Below are 16,942 nucleotides of genomic sequence, written 5' to 3' on the forward strand. Positions count from 1 at the left end.
AAGTAACACTGAAAGCTTATTCGACATCGAATCTTGAATTCAGCTTGGCCTTCCGGTGCTCACGTACAAACTACGTACGCTCCGCTCCTCAGGCCTAGCTTCATCCAACCTTCTCGGTGCTGAAAACCGACCTTTTTGAACACGCCTAATAGACAGTAGAAAGGTGGGAGTCGCCCCCTATGATGAAAGAAAAAAAAGGCATTGGGGAGTCGATCAAGAGGCTCTTCAGGGATCCTTCAACGCTCGTACTCGTGTTAACCAGTTTTATATTCCTTGTCTTATTTGTCATTTACCCGTTGATTGTTGTCGTATTCTCATCCGGCTTTGACAACTGGGGGACGTTCTTTAGCAAGCCACGTTATGGCAAGGCTCTGTTAAATACGGTGGTCAGTTCCTCGCTCTCTGCCTTTACGGCAACGGCAGTCGGATTTATTTACGCTTATGCGATTCATTACAGCAATATCAGAGGGAAGAAGTTTTTCCGCTTCATTGCTTTTCTTCCGCTGTTAGCGCCGTCGGTGATGAGTGGTCTTGCTTTCCTGCTCTTGTTCGGCCGCGGCGGCATGATCTCGCAATGGTTGAATACGAATTTCCATTTCGAGCTTGATTTGTACGGCTTGCCGGGATTATGGATCGTACAGACCATTTCCTATTTCCCGCTGGCCTATATGACGATCACCGGTGTGCTTCGCTCCATCTCGCCGAACCTGGAGATTGCGGCACAGAATCTCGGGGCACGCGGTTTCAAGCTGTTCCGCACGATTACACTCAAGCTGGCTTTTCCAGGCGTTCTTAATGCTTTCCTGCTCGTTGCAATCAATTGCTTTGCTGATTTCGGGAATCCGAAGCTGATTGGCGGTAACTATTCGCTGCTCGCGGTTGAAATCTACGGGGAGATTATTAATAACGAGCCTGGACTTGCATCTGTAATGGGGATCATCCTCGTCATTCCTGCACTTCTCGTCTTCTGGGTACAGAACAAACTATTATCCAAGGGCTCTTATTCGACGATTACCGGCAAGCCGGTATCCGGTCTGAATCGAATCACAACTTCCAAGAAGATGGATGTCGTACTTTTTTTATTCAACAGCCTGATGTCCTTGTTCATTATTTCCATGTTCGCTGTTACGATTCTGTTCGCCTTTACGGAGAATTTCGGTCGCAGCAACAGCTTCACGCTTGATCATATCCGCAGGGTCGTATTCAGCTCCTCCAGTCCTGCCGTTATAAACAGCTTGGTTCTGTCGCTCATCAGCGCGATTCTAGCGGTGGCTTTCGCCCTTGTTCTGGCTTATATCGTCGTTCGCAAGCCTTTCCCGGGTAAGAAGCTGCTTGATTTCAGCGCGGTGCTGCCAATCGCTCTGCCTGGTACATTCGTCGGTCTTGCCTTGATCGTCGCGTTCAGCAAGGGGCCGATCGTATTGCAGGGATCAGCGGCACTAATCATCATCGCTATGCTGCTGAAGCAGATGCCCGTCGGGTATCGCGGCTTGTCCGCCTCCTTCAAACAGGTAGATAAATCGATTGAGGAAGCGGCAACGAACCTTGGCGCCAACAGCCGCAAGACACTGACGTCAATCGTCTTCCCGATGCTGCAGAAGACGGTCGTAGCTAACTTCGTCTATGCGTTCATGAAAAATATGAATACGTTAAGTACGATTATTTTCTTAATTACCCCGAAATGGGTAGTCGCTTCGGTCTCGATCTTCAACTACGCGGAGACGGGCACCTACTATTGGGCAGCAGCCGTGGCGGTCGGACTGATGGGTGCAACACTCGGCACACTTGGGGTGATCAAGCTGATCTTCCGCTCCAAAGTAAAAATATTTGATTTTTAGAGAGGTAGTTCAAAAAGTCCGCTTTTGATCACGAAGCAACACTGAAAGCTTATTCGGCATCGAATCTTGAATTCAGCCGGGTCCTCCGGTGCTCACTACCCAAAACGTACGCTGTGCTCCTCAGACCCTAGCTTCATCCAACCTTCTCGGTGCTGAAAACCGGACTTTTTGAACATCATTTGAAGAAGAGGTAGTTCAAAAAGTTCGCCTTTGACCACGAAGCAACACTGAAAGCTTATTCGACATCGAATCTTGAATTCAGCCGGGTCCTCCGGTGCTCACGTACCTAAAACGTACGCTGTGCTCCTCAGACCCTAGCTTCATCCAACTAAAGCGTTTTGAAAAAACGCACATCGGAAGCATAAGCTTCTCGGTGCTGAAAACCGGACTTTTTGAACATCATTTTTTAGAGGTAGTTAATATAGAAGGGAGTGGGCATGATGGAATCCAATATTCTGCTAGATTTAAAAGACGTAAACAAGGTGTTCGGCACGAACCATGTCCTGAAAAATATAAACCTGCAAATCGAACGAGGCAAATTCATTACCTTCCTCGGTCCGAGTGGCTGTGGCAAGACGACCCTGCTGCGGTCCATCGCAGGCTTCTATACCATTGATCAAGGCGAGGTGTGGATCGACGGCAAGCTGGTTAATGACCTGCCTCCTTATAAGCGGGGCACTCCGATGGTGTTCCAGGAGTACGCTCTCTTCCCACATATGACCGTCTTTGATAACATCGCTTATGGTCTGGATATTCTGAAGCGGCCTGAAGGGGAGATCCAGCAGCGGGTTGAGGCTGCTATGGCTCAGGTCAAGCTCACCGGGCTTGAAGAGCGGTATCCGCATGAAATGTCCGGGGGACAGCAGCAGCGTGTCGCCATGGCTCGGGCCCTGGTAATGAACTCGCCCATCATCCTTCTAGATGAGCCGCTGAGTAACCTCGACGCCAAGCTGCGCGAAGAAGTTCGGGTTGAGCTGAGAACGATCCAGCAGGAGCTGGGGTTGACGGTCATTTATGTTACGCATGATCAACTCGAAGCGCTGTCCATGTCGGATCAGATCGTAGTATTCAACCGTGGCAAGATCGATCAATACGGTACGCCACATGAAATTTACTATGAGCCTCGTACCCAGTATGTGGCCGATTTTATCGGCACGACGAACTTTGAGGATGCTAAGGTTGTAAAATATGAGGGTGGATTGGCAACGGTACAATACGGGCAGGCTGGAGATACAGTGACTATCGAGGCCAGGGAACACCTTGCAGTTGGTGAAGAAGTTATCCTATGCGTTCGGCCGGAATCACTACGAATTGAACCGTCGGAGACTAGTGACTTCCATATAACGGGGATCATCAAATCATCTATGTTCCTCGGTGAGAAACAACGTTATTTCCTCGTCGATGAGGTCGGCAAGGAGTGGATCGTCGATGCCTATGATATCGGCAAGAAGGTCTATGACGGTATCGTGCAGATAGGTGCTGCCGCTGACAAGATTCATATCATTAAGAAGAACGGCTCATAATATCCGGCCGTAGCGCAAATAGGTTCAAAAAAGGAAAACGACGGTTTTCCTTTTTTGGCGTGTATTCAGTCATTCAGGGAAGCTGCATAGAGACGCTTGTCCAGGCTTGTCCAACAGGGGGAGTGGTTCCGTTTGAAGAAAAGAGGCATGATTGTCGTATTGATCGTACTTACTGTGGCAGCTATCGTTAGGCTCTATCCAGGGCAGCAAAGCAGTCAGCCGCTTAAAGTATATGTTATTTTTCAGGAGGATGAGTCGCGTATTCTGCTGGAAAAGTTCAAGAAAGAGACGGGCGTATCCTATGAAGTCATTCGGATGTCCGGCGGCGAGGCGAGCTATCATCTTCTAACGATGAATAAGACGGGGATCGATGTCGTCCTGGGCGGACCGGCGGATTTGCACGAGCAATTGAAGAACAACGGCAAACTGATCAGTTATTCTCCGCGCCTCAGTGATCAGGTTCCTGACAAGTATAAGGACAGGCAGGGGTATTGGACGGGCATGTATATGGGACCGCTGGCTATTGGAGTCAATGAGCAGGTATGGAAGCGGGATCCGCAGCTGGCTGACCTGCCGTTGCCGGAGCGCTATGAGGACCTGCTACGTCCCGAGCTGAAGGGCAAGATTGAGATTCCTGACCCGGAGACGTCTGGGACAGGGTATACGCTGCTTGCTTCGCTAGCCCAGGAGCGTGGGGAGGATCAGGCGATTGAACTAGTACATGCACTGAAACAGCAAAGTGCAACGACTACTTTCTCAGGAATCAGCTCGGCACAGCGGCTTGCCCAAGGTGAGGTCGCTGCCGTCGTCAGCTTTATGGGCGATCAGCTGCGGTTCAGGAATTCAGGCTATGCCATTTATTCCGAGGTACCCCCTCAGGCTGGCTGGGAGATCGGAGCGGTATCGATCCTGAAGAGTGGAAATAATAAGGCAGCGGCAAAGAAGCTGGCTGATTTCGTTCTATCGCGCAGCGCACAGACGGATTATATGAATTCGGCGTTTTCTTTTCCCGTGCTTCCCCATATTCAGGTTCACCCCTTGTTAACTTCCGTCAATCTGGATCTTCTCTTGCCAACGTACCGGTTCGATACGGCTGCTGAGCATCGCGAGCAATTGCTTACCAAGTGGCGGAAGGAGAACGGATAAAGCATATTCAGTAATAGTCGACAAATATCAAAATAGTGCAACAAGTAGGCAAAATTATGCAGGAGCAGCCGATAAGAAAAGTAATACAATTAAATTGTAAACGCTTTAATGGGGTGTATGGTACAGGTTGGTTTACCGGTTATCCGGCAAGTGACTGCTGGAATTCACACTGGATTGCATATTCCGGTAGGGGGCTTTGGAATGTATAAGGTGCTGATTGTTGATGATGAGCCGAAACAAAGAGAAGGGCTCAAGATGTTTATCGAGTGGGAAAATTACGGATTTAGCGTGGTGGATACGGCGTCCAATGGAGAAGAAGCATTGGAGAAGTACCGGATGTATTCGCCGGAGCTAGTGATCGCGGATATTCGCATGCCGGGGATGGACGGCTTGCAATTGATCGAGAGGCTGCGTGAGGAAGATCCGCAGCTGCATATTTTGATCTTGAGCGGCTATGCGGATTTCGAGTACGCGAAGAAGGCAATTACGAATCGGACAGACGGTTATTTGCTGAAGCCGGTGGATGAGGACGAACTGATTCAATATTTGCATCGCATCAAGCAGATGATTGATGAGGCGAAGAAGACTTCGCTATGGCAGAATGTCTCAAAGGAGTGGACACGTGAAGCGTTCATTCAATCCATCTTGTCCGGGTCGATGGAACATGATGAATTTACACTTCACGAGCAGGCAGATCGACTCGGATTGCTCTGGAGAAAGTATCAGATCCTGCTAGTTGTCTCCCCGAAGGACGAGAAGGGCGCTACCAATGAGGTTAATGTGCTGCGGAGGAAGCTGAGCGCCCGCTTTGAAGAATGCGGCCGTGGTTATGTATTTAGCCATCAAGGTTATGTGGGCGTATTGTTACAGGAACCACTGCTCGAAGTGGAACATGATGATGTGTATCAAGAACTGCAAGGAAGCGGCATAGCGGAGTTCACTGTCGTGTTGGGAGAACGGGTGAAGGACCTAAGCGATATTCCTCTTTCCTATACTTCAGCGTTGGAATTGATCAAGCTACAATTCTTCTTTGATCGGGGCAGGATTCTATCAGGGGAGCTGTTAAGCAAGCTTCGGAGTCATACGGCTGATAGAGAGGCTGAGGAGAAATGTACTAATAATGCGGAAGAGCAGCTGTATTATGCTGTAGAAGTTGGAAATCTGGATGCTATTAAGCAGCTTGTAGTTGAATTTGGTCATACGTTGATTCGGCGTCATTTCAGTGAAGGAGAGATCAAGCAGCGTTATGTGGAGTTATTGACACTCATACATGGGAGGGAATTGAAGCAAAGACCAGAGCTGCAAAGCCAGAGTAAGGGATATTGTGATCGAGTCGCGGATATTTATCGCGTACGTACGATCGGAGATATGTTCGAGCAGGTCGAATCTCTGCTGCGATCGATTGCCTCTCCATTGAACGAAGATACGGGCAGGCATCGAGAGGTTCGAATTATGCTTGATCTCATCCACCGTAATTTCCGCGACAATTTGAAGCTGGAGACCTTATCCGGGATTTTTAACTATAATAGTGCTTATTTAGGGAAGCTGTTCAAGAATGAGACCGGCGAGTATTTCAATACTTATTTGGATAAAGTGAGAATCGAGAATGCGAAGGAATATTTGGAGGAAGGACTGAAGGTTTATCAGGTTGCTGAGAAGGTTGGATATACGAATGTCGACTATTTTCATACCAAATTCCGAAAATATGTAGGCACATCTCCATCAGCTTACCGCAAGAAGGCTGGAAATGAATAATCTATTGTCACAGGAGCAGGGCAGTCTGATCGGGACCGTCCTGCTCTTTTTTTCGGAAAAATTATAGATTTCTATATGAAAAAGCATCTAATTATCCCTGTATGAAGCTCCGTGAGGGCAAGGTATGATAGCACTACGATGAAACGCTTTCATTAATAATATAGAGACGAGGTTAAAGCTTATGAATATAGACGGGCGTTATCCTTATCAGAACCCGGATTTGCCGCTGGATGAACGACTAGATGATCTCCTATCCAGATTTACATTGGAGGAGAAGGTGCAACTTATGTGTCAATACCAGGTCGAGATTCCCCGGCTTGGTGTGAAGAAATATAAGCATGGTACAGAAGGAGCGCATGGAGTGGCCTGGCTTGGCGAAGCGACGGTATTCCCGCAAAACATCGGGCTGGCCTGTACATGGAACCCTGAACTGCTACGCCAGATCGGCTCGGTCATCGGAGACGAGGCCCGTGTCTATTATCAACGAGATCCGGCTATTAACGGCCTTACCATCTGGGCGCCTACAGTAGATATGGAGCGTGATCCGCGTTGGGGACGAACCGAGGAAGCTTATGGAGAGGATCCGCATTTAACGGGTGTTCTCTCTACTGAACTCGTGAGAGGTATGCAGGGAGAGCATCCATTCTATTACAAGACAGTGGCTACGCTCAAGCACTTCTATGGTAACAATAATGAACTAGAGCGAGGCAGTGCCTCAGTGAGCATCGATCCACGTAATAAGAGGGAATATTATCTGAAGGCTTTTGAGATGGCGTTCCTAGAGGGTCAGGCAGGTTCAATGATGACCGCCTATAACGGAGTTAACGGGAGACCGTGCAACTTCAATGATGAAGTTAACAAGATCGTGAAGGGCGAATGGGCGATGAATGGCTTTGTCGTCGGTGACGCTGGAGATGTGCTCGGAACAGTGATCGATCACCACTATGTGGATTCCTATGCCAAGGCTGTGGCCGTATCAGTAAGAGCTGGTATCGATAGCATCACAGATGAACAGGATATTTCTTATCGGGCGCTGCATGATGCATTAACTCAAGGTTTGTTGCATGAGGAGGATCTTGACCGTGCTCTTCGGAATACATTTCGTGTCCGGTTTCGTCTTGGAGAATTTGATCCAGCTGAACGGAATCCGTATAGCATGGTTCCGGAGTCGAAATTATGTGCGCCGGAGCATACAGCTTTGTCTCTTAGGGCAGCACAGGAATCGATCGTTCTATTAAAAAATGATGGCCTTCTGCCGCTAGGGAGCGATATGCGCTCCATTGCCGTGGTCGGACCGCTGGCGGACGAGGCATTTACCGACTGGTACAGCGGTATACCGCCGTATCGGGTCACCCCGCTGCAAGGCATCAATAAGAAGGTGAATGGTGACTCCGCATTGTTCCATTCCGGGCTTGATCGTGTACGGCTTCGCTCAGCGGCTACAGGCCAATATGTAGTGATTCGCGGAGAGCAAGCCCGACTTGAAGCCATCTGCGCGGATGCCGAGCTGGCCGAGGTGTTCGAGCGGAATGATTGGGGCTGGGGCAATGTGACATTCAAGGCGCTTAGCTGCGACAAGTATGTTACTGAGACGGATAGCGGACTCATGGCGTCGGCGGACGAGGCCCGCGGCTGGTTCGTGAAGGAATCCTTCAATATTGAACCGTCAATGGGAGGCAGGGATGTCGTTCAAATGAAGTCGTGGGAAGGCCGACTTATTATCGTGGATGAACAGGGCTGCCTGGTCACGGACCGGGAAGATGAGAAGAACCAGAATCTTGCCGATTCAGACTTGGCTAAGGATGAATTTATCATAGAGATGGTCGCAGATGGCATTGAACAAGCGGCATATGCAGCCAGCCAGGCGGAGACTGCGATCGTAGTTGTTGGCAATAGTCCGTTTATTAATGGAAAAGAAACGATCGACCGCCCGGATATTGTCCTGCCTCCGGCTCAGCAATCTCTAATTCAGGCTGTTCACGCCGCGAATCCGAATACCGTGGTCATCATCGTCGGCAGCTATCCGTTCGCGGTGAATTGGGAGAAGGAGCATGTACCAGCGATGATTTATACATCCCATGCCGCTCAGGAGCTTGGCTATGCGTTGGCGGATGTGCTGTACGGGGATTACAATCCAGCGGGTCGCTTGAACATGACCTGGTATAAATCGGTCTCGCAGCTGCCGGAGCTAATGGACTACGACATTATTAAAGGAAAACGCACCTATCAATATTTTGACGGCGAGGTGCTGTATCCATTCGGACACGGGTTGAGTTACACCCATTTTGCCTATGAGGAACTTACCCTGGATCAGATGACGATCCAAGCGGACGATGCTGTGTGCGTATCTGTGAGGATCAGGAATACGGGAGAATGGGCCGGGGATGAAGTAGTTCAGCTCTATGTTAGAGCGAATGACTCTCGCGTGGTTCGTCCGCTTAAGACGCTCAAGGGCTTTCAGCGGATCCATCTTGAAGCTGAAGCCTCGCAGACTGTTCACTTCGAATTGAAGGCGGAGGACCTGGCTTTCTGGGACGTCACCCGTGGACGCTATTGTGTAGAGAGTGGCGAATATACGATCGGGATTGGCTCTTCCTCGAAAGTTTTATATCTGTCTACCCAGCTGAGAGTAGAGGGAGATACCATTCCGCCCCGTTCGCTTCGCGAGCCGGTCAGAGCAGTTAATTATGATGATTATAACGGCGTCTATATCGATGAATGCCGCGAGGGAGGAGAGAGCCTTGCTCTTCGGCAGGAAGAGGGCTGGATCGCATTTCACGATGTAGATCTAGGAATAGGGGCTTCCTTATTAGAAGCGAGAGTATCAGGAAATATCAAGGGCGGAGAGATCATCCTGTCGCTGGAACGCCCTGGCGGATCAGTCGTGGGCAGCGGCAAGGTGGTGGCTACAGGCGGTCGTCAGGCATGGTCAACAGTGACGATTCCTATAGAACAATGCAGCGGCCGACATCATGTTTTTCTGACACTGAGGGGTGAAGTCCAGTTAAGCTGGTTCCGGCTAGTTTAGCATAGGGCATTCATCGAGAGAATGCTCCTGCTTAGCATACTATAGAAGCTTGGCTAAAGGAGGGGAAGATCGTTACTCTGGCCCCTCCATCGAGTCTTGCAGCTTCTTGCGGAATTCGGAAGGGGAGCAGTTCATTGTCTTCCGGAATACCCGAATGAAATAGCTGATATTATCATAACCGACCTCCAACGCGATATCGGATATTTTCCGATCGGTCCGTCTAAGCAGTTCGACCGCCTGACGAATCCGATAGGAGTTAATGTAATCAACCGGCGTCTGCCTCGTCATCGATTTGAAGAAACGGCAAAATTGCCCTTCGCTCATCGGAATCAGCGCCGCCAACTCGGATAGCCGGATCGGCTGTCCATAATGTTCCTGAATATATTGAATGACCGTTTTCAATCTTTCTATTTTGGAAGATTCACTACGATTGCTGCTCGTCCGGCTGCAAGCCACGTTTCTGCTGTGCAATCCAGACAGCATTAGATAGAGCTGTCCTTTGACAGCCCCTTCATACCCGGTCCGTCGATCTTCACAGCATTTCTTAATCGCAGTAATGTGGTCAAGCAGCTCAAGCTCGTAATCTTCTTGCGGCTTAATCCATCTCGGCAGCGTCGCTCTTCGCTCCTGCAGGGGGATAATGATATTCTCCTGAACCGCGTCATATTGGGCGCTAGCCAGTAGATTCGTATTAAAGACGAAGGAGAAGAAGCTACAGCCTTCATCACCGTAAGCATGTGCTGCATGGATATCTCCAGCGTCGATATAGACTGCTTCCCCAGCTTGGACCAGAAAATAGTCGGTGTCGACCTGGAACAATGTACAGCCCTGAGCACAATAGAAAATCTCGGCTTCATCATGCCAGTGACAGTCTATCACATGCTCGCCGGGCCCATAGCTGTACCAGTAAGTGCCGAAGGGAAGCAGTTCACTGCCGTGTGTCCTGACCTCTTTGAGAGAACGGCGTAGTGCTTGATCCATGATTCCTCACCTCATCAATATAGTGTTATATATGAAGCGAATTATATAAGTTTATTTCTATTGATATCAGTATAATGCAACTAGAATCTTATTTGAAGCATCTAACGATGCTATGGACAGAAAGGCGGGCAAACTTATGAAATTTACAGATGGCAATTGGTTGATCCGCAAGGAGTATACGCTGGATTCAGCTGTACAGGCTCATGATTTTAGGGTAGATGACGATAGATTAACGGCTTACGCATCGACAACGCCGATTCGCGGTCGCGGAGATATGATTAACACTACGCTTCTAACTGTGCAGTTTCACTCTCCGCAGCCGGGAGTGATCGGTGTTAAGTTAGTTCATTTTGCCGGCACAGTAGACCATGGTCCTCATTTTGAGCTGCTGCAGGGCGGCAAGCATAGCATGATTACGGAGACGAATGAATACGCCGAGTTGAAGAGTGGAAATTTGAGTGTACGGATTGGCAAAGGGGCTGAATGGTCCGTTGATTTCTACCGGGATACGCAGCGGATTACAGGCAGTCGCTCCAAATCGATGGCACATATTACGGAGAACGGTGGACAGACCTATATGCGGGAGGAACTGGATTTATCGGTAGGTGAACTCGTATATGGGCTTGGTGAACGGTTTACGGCTTTTGTGAAGAATGGTCAGGCCGTTGATATTTGGAATAAGGACGGCGGCACGAGCTCTGAGCAGGCCTATAAGAATATCCCTTTCTATATCACGAATAAAGGATATGGCGTATTTGTCAATGACCCGGGTGCAGTCTCGTTCGAAGTCGCCTCGGAGAAAGTGAAAAAGGTGCAGTTCAGCGTTCCCGGCGAATCGCTGGAGTACTTCGTTATCGACGGGCCTGATCCCAAGGGCGTGCTCAGTAAATATACGTCATTGACTGGGCGACCAGCGCTGCCTCCGGCCTGGACATTCGGGCTTTGGCTGACGACCTCCTTTACGACGAATTATGATGAGGCGACCGTCAATTCCTTCGTGGATGGTATGGCCGAGCGGGATTTGCCGCTTCATGTTTTCCATTTCGACTGTTTCTGGATGCGAGGCTTTAATTGGACGGATTTCAAATGGGATGAGGACGTATTTCCCGATCCGGCCGGGATGCTGGGGCGCTTGAAGGAGAAGGGACTGAAAATTTGCGTCTGGATCAATTCCTATATCGCCCAGCGCTCCCGCTTGTTCGAGGAAGGTAGAGAGCGGGGTTATCTCGTTAGGAAAACGAACGGTGATGTGTGGCAGTGGAACCTATGGCAGCCGGGCATGGCGCTGGTTGATTTTACAAACCCGGACGCTTGTGAATGGTATAAGGACTACTTACGCGAGTTGATCGATATGGGCGTGGACAGCTTCAAGACGGACTTTGGTGAGCGGATTCCGACGGATGTTGTCTATTACGATGACTCTGACCCTGTAAAAATGCACAATTATTATACTTATCTGTACAATAAAGTGGTATTTGAAGTGCTGGAAGAGAAGCTGGGTAAGAATGAAGCCGCATTGTTCGCCCGTTCAGCGACAGCTGGGGGACAGCAGTTCCCAGTCCATTGGGGAGGCGACTGCTATGCTGACTACGAGTCGATGGCGGAGACACTGCGCGGCGGCCTATCTTTGGGCTTATCGGGCTTCGGCTTCTGGAGCCATGACATTGGCGGCTTCGAGAACACTGCTCCGGCCCATGTATTTAAGCGCTGGCTCGCCTTCGGCCTACTGTCCAGTCACAGCCGACTGCACGGCAGCAGTTCTTACCGTGTGCCTTGGGCGTACGATGAAGAAGCGGTGAACGTAACAAGACATTTCACCCAATTGAAATGCCGTCTAATGCCGTACCTATACGATACAGCGATGCAAGCGACAGAACAGGGACTTCCATCGATGCGCGCCATGCTGCTGGAGTTCCCGGATGATCCAGCGGCTGAAGTGCTGGACCGCCAGTATATGCTTGGCGATTCTCTGCTGGTAGCTCCTGTATTTAGCGAAGAGGGCGAAGTATCTTACTATTTGCCGGAAGGCAAATGGACGCATTTCCTGACAGGCCAGACTGTGGAAGGTGGTAAATGGCGCAAGGAAACTTATGATTTCTTCAGCTTGCCGCTGTATGTGCGTCCCAATTCGATCCTGCCTATCGGCGCTAATGATGCTCGTCCGGACTATGATTTTGCAGATGGCGTAGAACTCGGGATTTATCAGTTGGAGGATCATGCGACGGTTACGAGGACAGTAAGGAATAGGAATGGCAAGACTGAGCTGTTTGTGAGTGTTACACGTAAAGGCGCTACTGTGTTGCTGCAGGCTGAAGGAGCAGGCAAAGCCTTTAAAATATCTCTACATGGAGTAGGTGAAGTTGCACAAGTACAAGGTGGCCATTGGAACGGGCAAGGCATCATTGAAGTTCCTGCTTACTCCGGGAAGATCGAAGTCTCCATACAATTAAACTAATGGACATCGCTTACGGCGGTGCAGTAATCTTGAAGTATATACACAATTTCTAATATTATGCTAGTGTAAGCCCTGACTAGTTCAGGCCCGAAATATCCCCTCTTCGAAGAAGACAGGGGATATTCGGCTTTTTAGGAGGCGATGATTTGTGTTAAGCAAGGCGATTCGTATGACCAATAATTTGAAGCTGAAGCACAAGCTGATTATTTCATACCTTGTCGTCGTCATGATTCCTGTGCTGCTGGTAGGCGGTGGGGTCGTTAGTTATTTCAGGGCCCAGGCGATGGAGCGGGCGATTGCCCAGACGACCAACAATGTTCAGAAGATCAAGACTCAGCTCAGCAATATGATGCGCATGCCGAATGATGTCTCAAATACGCTGCTCATGGACAAATCGTTGGAGAAGGTCGCCTCTACACATTACCCGAGTGTGCTTGAATTGACGAAGGCCTACCTTTCTTTTGACAGCTTCCATCGTTACATTAATCTGTATCGCGAGATTGCTGAGATTCGCTTCTATTACAAGAACCCAACTTTAATTAACAATCTGGAGCTCGTTCCGGTCGATGCCCAGATTGAATCAACTTATTGGTACAAGGAAGCGATGGAGAGCCGAAGAGCAATCTGGCAATACATCGATGATGAGGAAGAAATTCCGATCCGCAAGCTCAGCCTGGTCCGGCAGGTGAACTTCCCGGAGACTCATACCAGCGGAGTACTTATTGTCTCGTTGGATCAAGAGGAATTGAACAGGATGCTGCGCCAGGAGCCGTTCGAGACACTGATTGCCGATGAGCGGGGATATATTGTCGCTGCTAAGAACCCGGCACTGGTCGGCTCAACCCTAAAGGATCTGGATTATGGAGTGAATTTGAATGAACAGGGGAAGGGGGCTCACAAGCTAGATATTCATGGCGAATCCTCCTATATGATCGTAGATCAGCTTATGCCTGAAGCGGGGACGAGCATTCTTAAAATCGTCTCCATCTTCGATACGGCTTCCATTATGGAGGATGCCAACAAAGTCAGCTTCATCGGCCTGCTGATCATTTTTCTCGTCCTTATTATCGCCTTATTCTTCGTCTATATCGTATCCTTCCTGACGACGAACCGTCTGCTCCAGCTGAGTCGCCAGTTCAACCGTCTGGCACTGGGGAATATGAATGTCGTGTCCAGAATCGATGGCAATGATGAGATTGGGCAGTTATCCCGTCAGTTCAACTACATGGTGGACAGCATCCGGCAGTTGATGGACCAGATCGTAGAGAAGACGGAGCAGAATAATACGCTGGAGCTGGCGCAGCGGGAGATTAAGCTGAAAATGATGGCTAGCCAGATCAATCCCCATTTCCTGTTCAACGCGCTTGAATCGATCCGCATGAATGCCCATATGAAGGGGGACAAGGAGATCGCCAATGTCGTCCGTCTGTTAGGAAAGCTGATGCGCAAAAATTTGGAGGTCGGCAGGGAGCAGACCCCATTGAAGGAAGAGATCGAAATGGTTCGCTCCTATTTGGAAATCCAAAAATTCAGATATGAGGACCGACTCAGCTTCGAGGTGAAGGTGGATCCTGCGGCAAGCAACATGATGATTCCTCCACTAGTGATTCAGCCGCTTGTTGAGAACGCGGTTGTTCACGGTGTTGAAGGTAAGATAGAGGGTGTTCATGTCCAGCTTACTGTTGAGCTGTGCAGTCAAGTTGTACGTGTAACCGTGCAGGATGACGGACTAGGGATGACCTCGGAACGGCTGGCGGAAGTGATCCAATCGACGGTGAATCCCGAGGAATCGGAGCAGAAGCGAATTGGCCTGCGGAATGTGCATCAGCGGCTCGTCCTTTCTTTCGGTGAAGAGCATGGCCTTGTGATTTCCAGCGAGTATGACAAGGGGACGCAGATAACATTCACGGTACCGATGTTAAACGGTGTAGTATAAGTGCGAGTTTAAAAAGTCCGGTTTTCAGCACCAAGAAGGTTGGATGAAGCTAGGGCGTGAGGAGCAGAGCGTACGTAGTTTGTACGTGAGCACCGGAAGGTCCGGGTGAATTCAAGATTCGATGTCGAATAGCTACCTGATTTACTTCGTGATCAAAAGTGGACTTTTTAAACAACCTCTATAAGCTATTTGAATGTAAATATCTTGGGGTATCTATGGGGATGTCTAATTATTATATGGTTTTGTCTGAAATCTATCGGGTATTTCCTCTCTGGGCGGTATATTATCATTGGTTTATACAGAGGAGGGAATGGATAGATGGAAACGCTGTCAGCTAGAGCGGATACGGAAAAAGAGAAGGCAATTACCACTCCTAAGCCGCCCGGAAAACGGATGAAAAGTGTGTGGCGGAGCATCGTTCAACAGAAATATTTATATCTAATGTCCATGCCGTTCATCGTCTGGGTATTTGTGTTCAGCTATTTGCCCGTATGGGGGTGGACGATGGCTTTTCAGAATTATAAGCCGTCCAAATCTTTCTCCCAGCAGAAATGGGTCGGCTTCAAAAATTTCGTAGATCTATTCCATGACGAGAGATTCTATTTGGTGTTAAGGAATACTTTGGCGATGAGCCTGATGGGCCTAGTAGCCGGCTTCATTATTCCGATTCTGTTCGCAGTGTTGTTGAATGAATTGCGCGGAAAATATTTCAAGCGAACCGTGCAGACAGTTTCTTACTTGCCTCACTTCGTATCCTGGGTCGTTGTAGCCGGAATCATTACAAAGATGCTATCGATGGACGGCATCGTGAATGAACTTCTCATTCAGCTTCATGTGATAGATGGCCCGGTTCAGTTTATGGCTGAGGGCAAATACTTCTGGGGAATTGTAACCGCTTCCGATGTGTGGAAGGAGACTGGCTGGAACGCGATCATATATTTGGCGGCCATTACCGGTATAGACAGGGAGCTCTATGAAGCTGCACGAGTTGATGGGGCGGGCCGGTTCCGACAAATCTGGAATATTACGCTGCCAGGTATTCGCACGACGATCTCGGTGCTCCTGATCATGTCGATCGGCCATTTGATTGGCATCGGCTTCGAGAAGCAATTCCAGCTGAGCAACTCGCTTGTCACGGATTACTCTGAGGTACTGGATTTATACGCTCTGAAATACGGCATTCAGATCAGCCGATTCTCCTACGGGACCGCGATCAGTATGTTTACTTCGGTGGTGAGCATCATACTGCTGCTTACGGCTAACGGGATCATGAAGAAAACGACGAAAGAAAGCATCATGTAGGGGGGAGCAGAATGGCTGCGACAAGAGCATTTAATTCCACAAGATCGGATAAAATCTTTGACATTATTAATGTAGTTATTCTAGGTCTCGTGTTGATGATTACGTTATATCCATTTCTAAATGTGCTTGCTATATCACTAAATGATTCTACCGACACCGTTCGGGGCGGGATCTATTTATGGCCACGGGAATTTACGCTAGAGAATTACCGCACGATATTCAGCTACTCCAGCTTGAAGCAGGGCTTCCTGATTACGATATTGAGGACATTATTAGGCACGTTGCTCGGACTGATTAGCTCTTCTATGCTGGCTTACACGCTGAGTCGTCCTGACTTCAAGGCACGTAGATTCGTCTCGGTCTTCCTGGCCCTGACGATGTATTTCTCCGGCGGCATGGTTCCGACCTATATGCTGATGCGTCATCTGCATCTGATCGGGACGTTCTGGATCTATATTCTGCCTGGGATCGTTAGTGCATTTAACGTATTCATCATCCGTTCTTTCATCGATGGTCTACCTTATGCATTGCAAGAATCAGCCAAATTGGATGGGGCCAATGACTTTAAAATTTACTACAAGGTCATCCTCCCATTATGCAAGCCAGTATTAGCAACGATCTCACTGTTCTTGGCGGTAGGCCAATGGAACTCCTGGTTCGATACTTATCTGTACAACGGAAATAAGCCTCATCTAACGACGCTGCAATATGAGCTGATGAAGATTCTGCAGAGCACCAATCAGGGGGCGAGCATGGTTAATGCCAATGATCTCGCCAATCAGATGGCCCAGGTATCGCCTGAATCAATCAAGATGGCGATTACGATTGTCGTTACCGTTCCGATTCTGGTCGTATATCCGTTTCTGCAGCGTTATTTTGTAGACGGTATGACATTGGGTGCGGTTAAAGCTTGATTCGTGATAGTGAAGCGGTATTTGCAGGCGGAAGCCTGTTATACGATATAACTTCTAATTTCTA

Annotated in this window: 10 protein-coding genes; 9 read left to right on the forward strand and 1 reads right to left on the reverse strand. The window is 49.0% G+C overall.

Annotated elements, in window-relative coordinates; all coding sequences use genetic code 11:
- The first annotated feature begins 179 nt into the window (after positions 1–179).
- From EI981_RS07245 to EI981_RS07265, 5 genes are all read left to right on the forward strand, one after another.
- A complete protein-coding gene (locus EI981_RS07245) occupies positions 180–1,838 on the forward strand; it encodes an ABC transporter permease (RefSeq protein WP_126996788.1) in 1,659 nt (552 codons plus the stop codon).
- Between the two features lie 440 nt (positions 1,839–2,278).
- On the forward strand, positions 2,279–3,361 hold the full coding sequence (locus EI981_RS07250) for an ABC transporter ATP-binding protein (protein ID WP_227011742.1): 1,083 nt from the start codon (positions 2,279–2,281) through the stop codon (positions 3,359–3,361).
- Positions 3,362–3,493: 132 nt separating this feature from the next.
- A complete protein-coding gene (locus EI981_RS07255; protein WP_126996792.1) occupies positions 3,494–4,507 on the forward strand; it encodes an extracellular solute-binding protein in 1,014 nt (337 codons plus the stop codon).
- Between the two features lie 201 nt (positions 4,508–4,708).
- Positions 4,709–6,262 carry a response regulator transcription factor gene (locus tag EI981_RS07260; protein WP_126996794.1) on the forward strand — a complete coding sequence of 518 codons (1,554 nt, stop codon included), beginning with the start codon at positions 4,709–4,711 and terminating at the stop codon, positions 6,260–6,262.
- 181 nt (positions 6,263–6,443) lie between these two features.
- Positions 6,444–9,290, forward strand: coding sequence for a glycoside hydrolase family 3 protein (locus EI981_RS07265; RefSeq protein ID WP_126996796.1), 2,847 nt, complete (start codon positions 6,444–6,446; stop codon positions 9,288–9,290).
- Between the two features lie 72 nt (positions 9,291–9,362).
- Here the strand turns inward: EI981_RS07265 and EI981_RS07270 are convergent, their stop codons facing one another.
- A complete protein-coding gene (locus tag EI981_RS07270; RefSeq protein WP_126996798.1) occupies positions 9,363–10,271 on the reverse strand; it encodes an AraC family transcriptional regulator in 909 nt (302 codons plus the stop codon).
- Between the two features lie 136 nt (positions 10,272–10,407).
- Between EI981_RS07270 and yicI the strand changes: the two genes are divergently transcribed.
- The 4 genes from yicI (at position 10,408) to EI981_RS07290 (ending at position 16,878) form a co-directional block, all read left to right on the forward strand.
- Complete coding sequence (yicI, locus tag EI981_RS07275) at positions 10,408–12,726, forward strand: alpha-xylosidase (protein ID WP_126996800.1); 2,319 nt, start codon at positions 10,408–10,410, stop codon at positions 12,724–12,726.
- A gap of 169 nt (positions 12,727–12,895) precedes the next feature.
- Entirely contained in the window at positions 12,896–14,662 is a 1,767-nt protein-coding gene (locus tag EI981_RS07280) for a sensor histidine kinase (RefSeq protein ID WP_127004445.1), read from the forward strand.
- Positions 14,663–14,980: 318 nt separating this feature from the next.
- Positions 14,981–15,964 carry an ABC transporter permease gene (locus EI981_RS07285; protein ID WP_126996802.1) on the forward strand — a complete coding sequence of 328 codons (984 nt, stop codon included), beginning with the start codon at positions 14,981–14,983 and terminating at the stop codon, positions 15,962–15,964.
- Positions 15,965–15,975: 11 nt separating this feature from the next.
- Positions 15,976–16,878 carry a carbohydrate ABC transporter permease gene (locus tag EI981_RS07290; RefSeq protein WP_126996804.1) on the forward strand — a complete coding sequence of 301 codons (903 nt, stop codon included), beginning with the start codon at positions 15,976–15,978 and terminating at the stop codon, positions 16,876–16,878.
- Positions 16,879–16,942 lie beyond the last annotated feature (64 nt).

Source organism: Paenibacillus lutimineralis (assembly GCF_003991425.1).
GTDB classification, from domain to species: Bacteria; Bacillota; Bacilli; order Paenibacillales; family Paenibacillaceae; genus Fontibacillus; species Fontibacillus lutimineralis.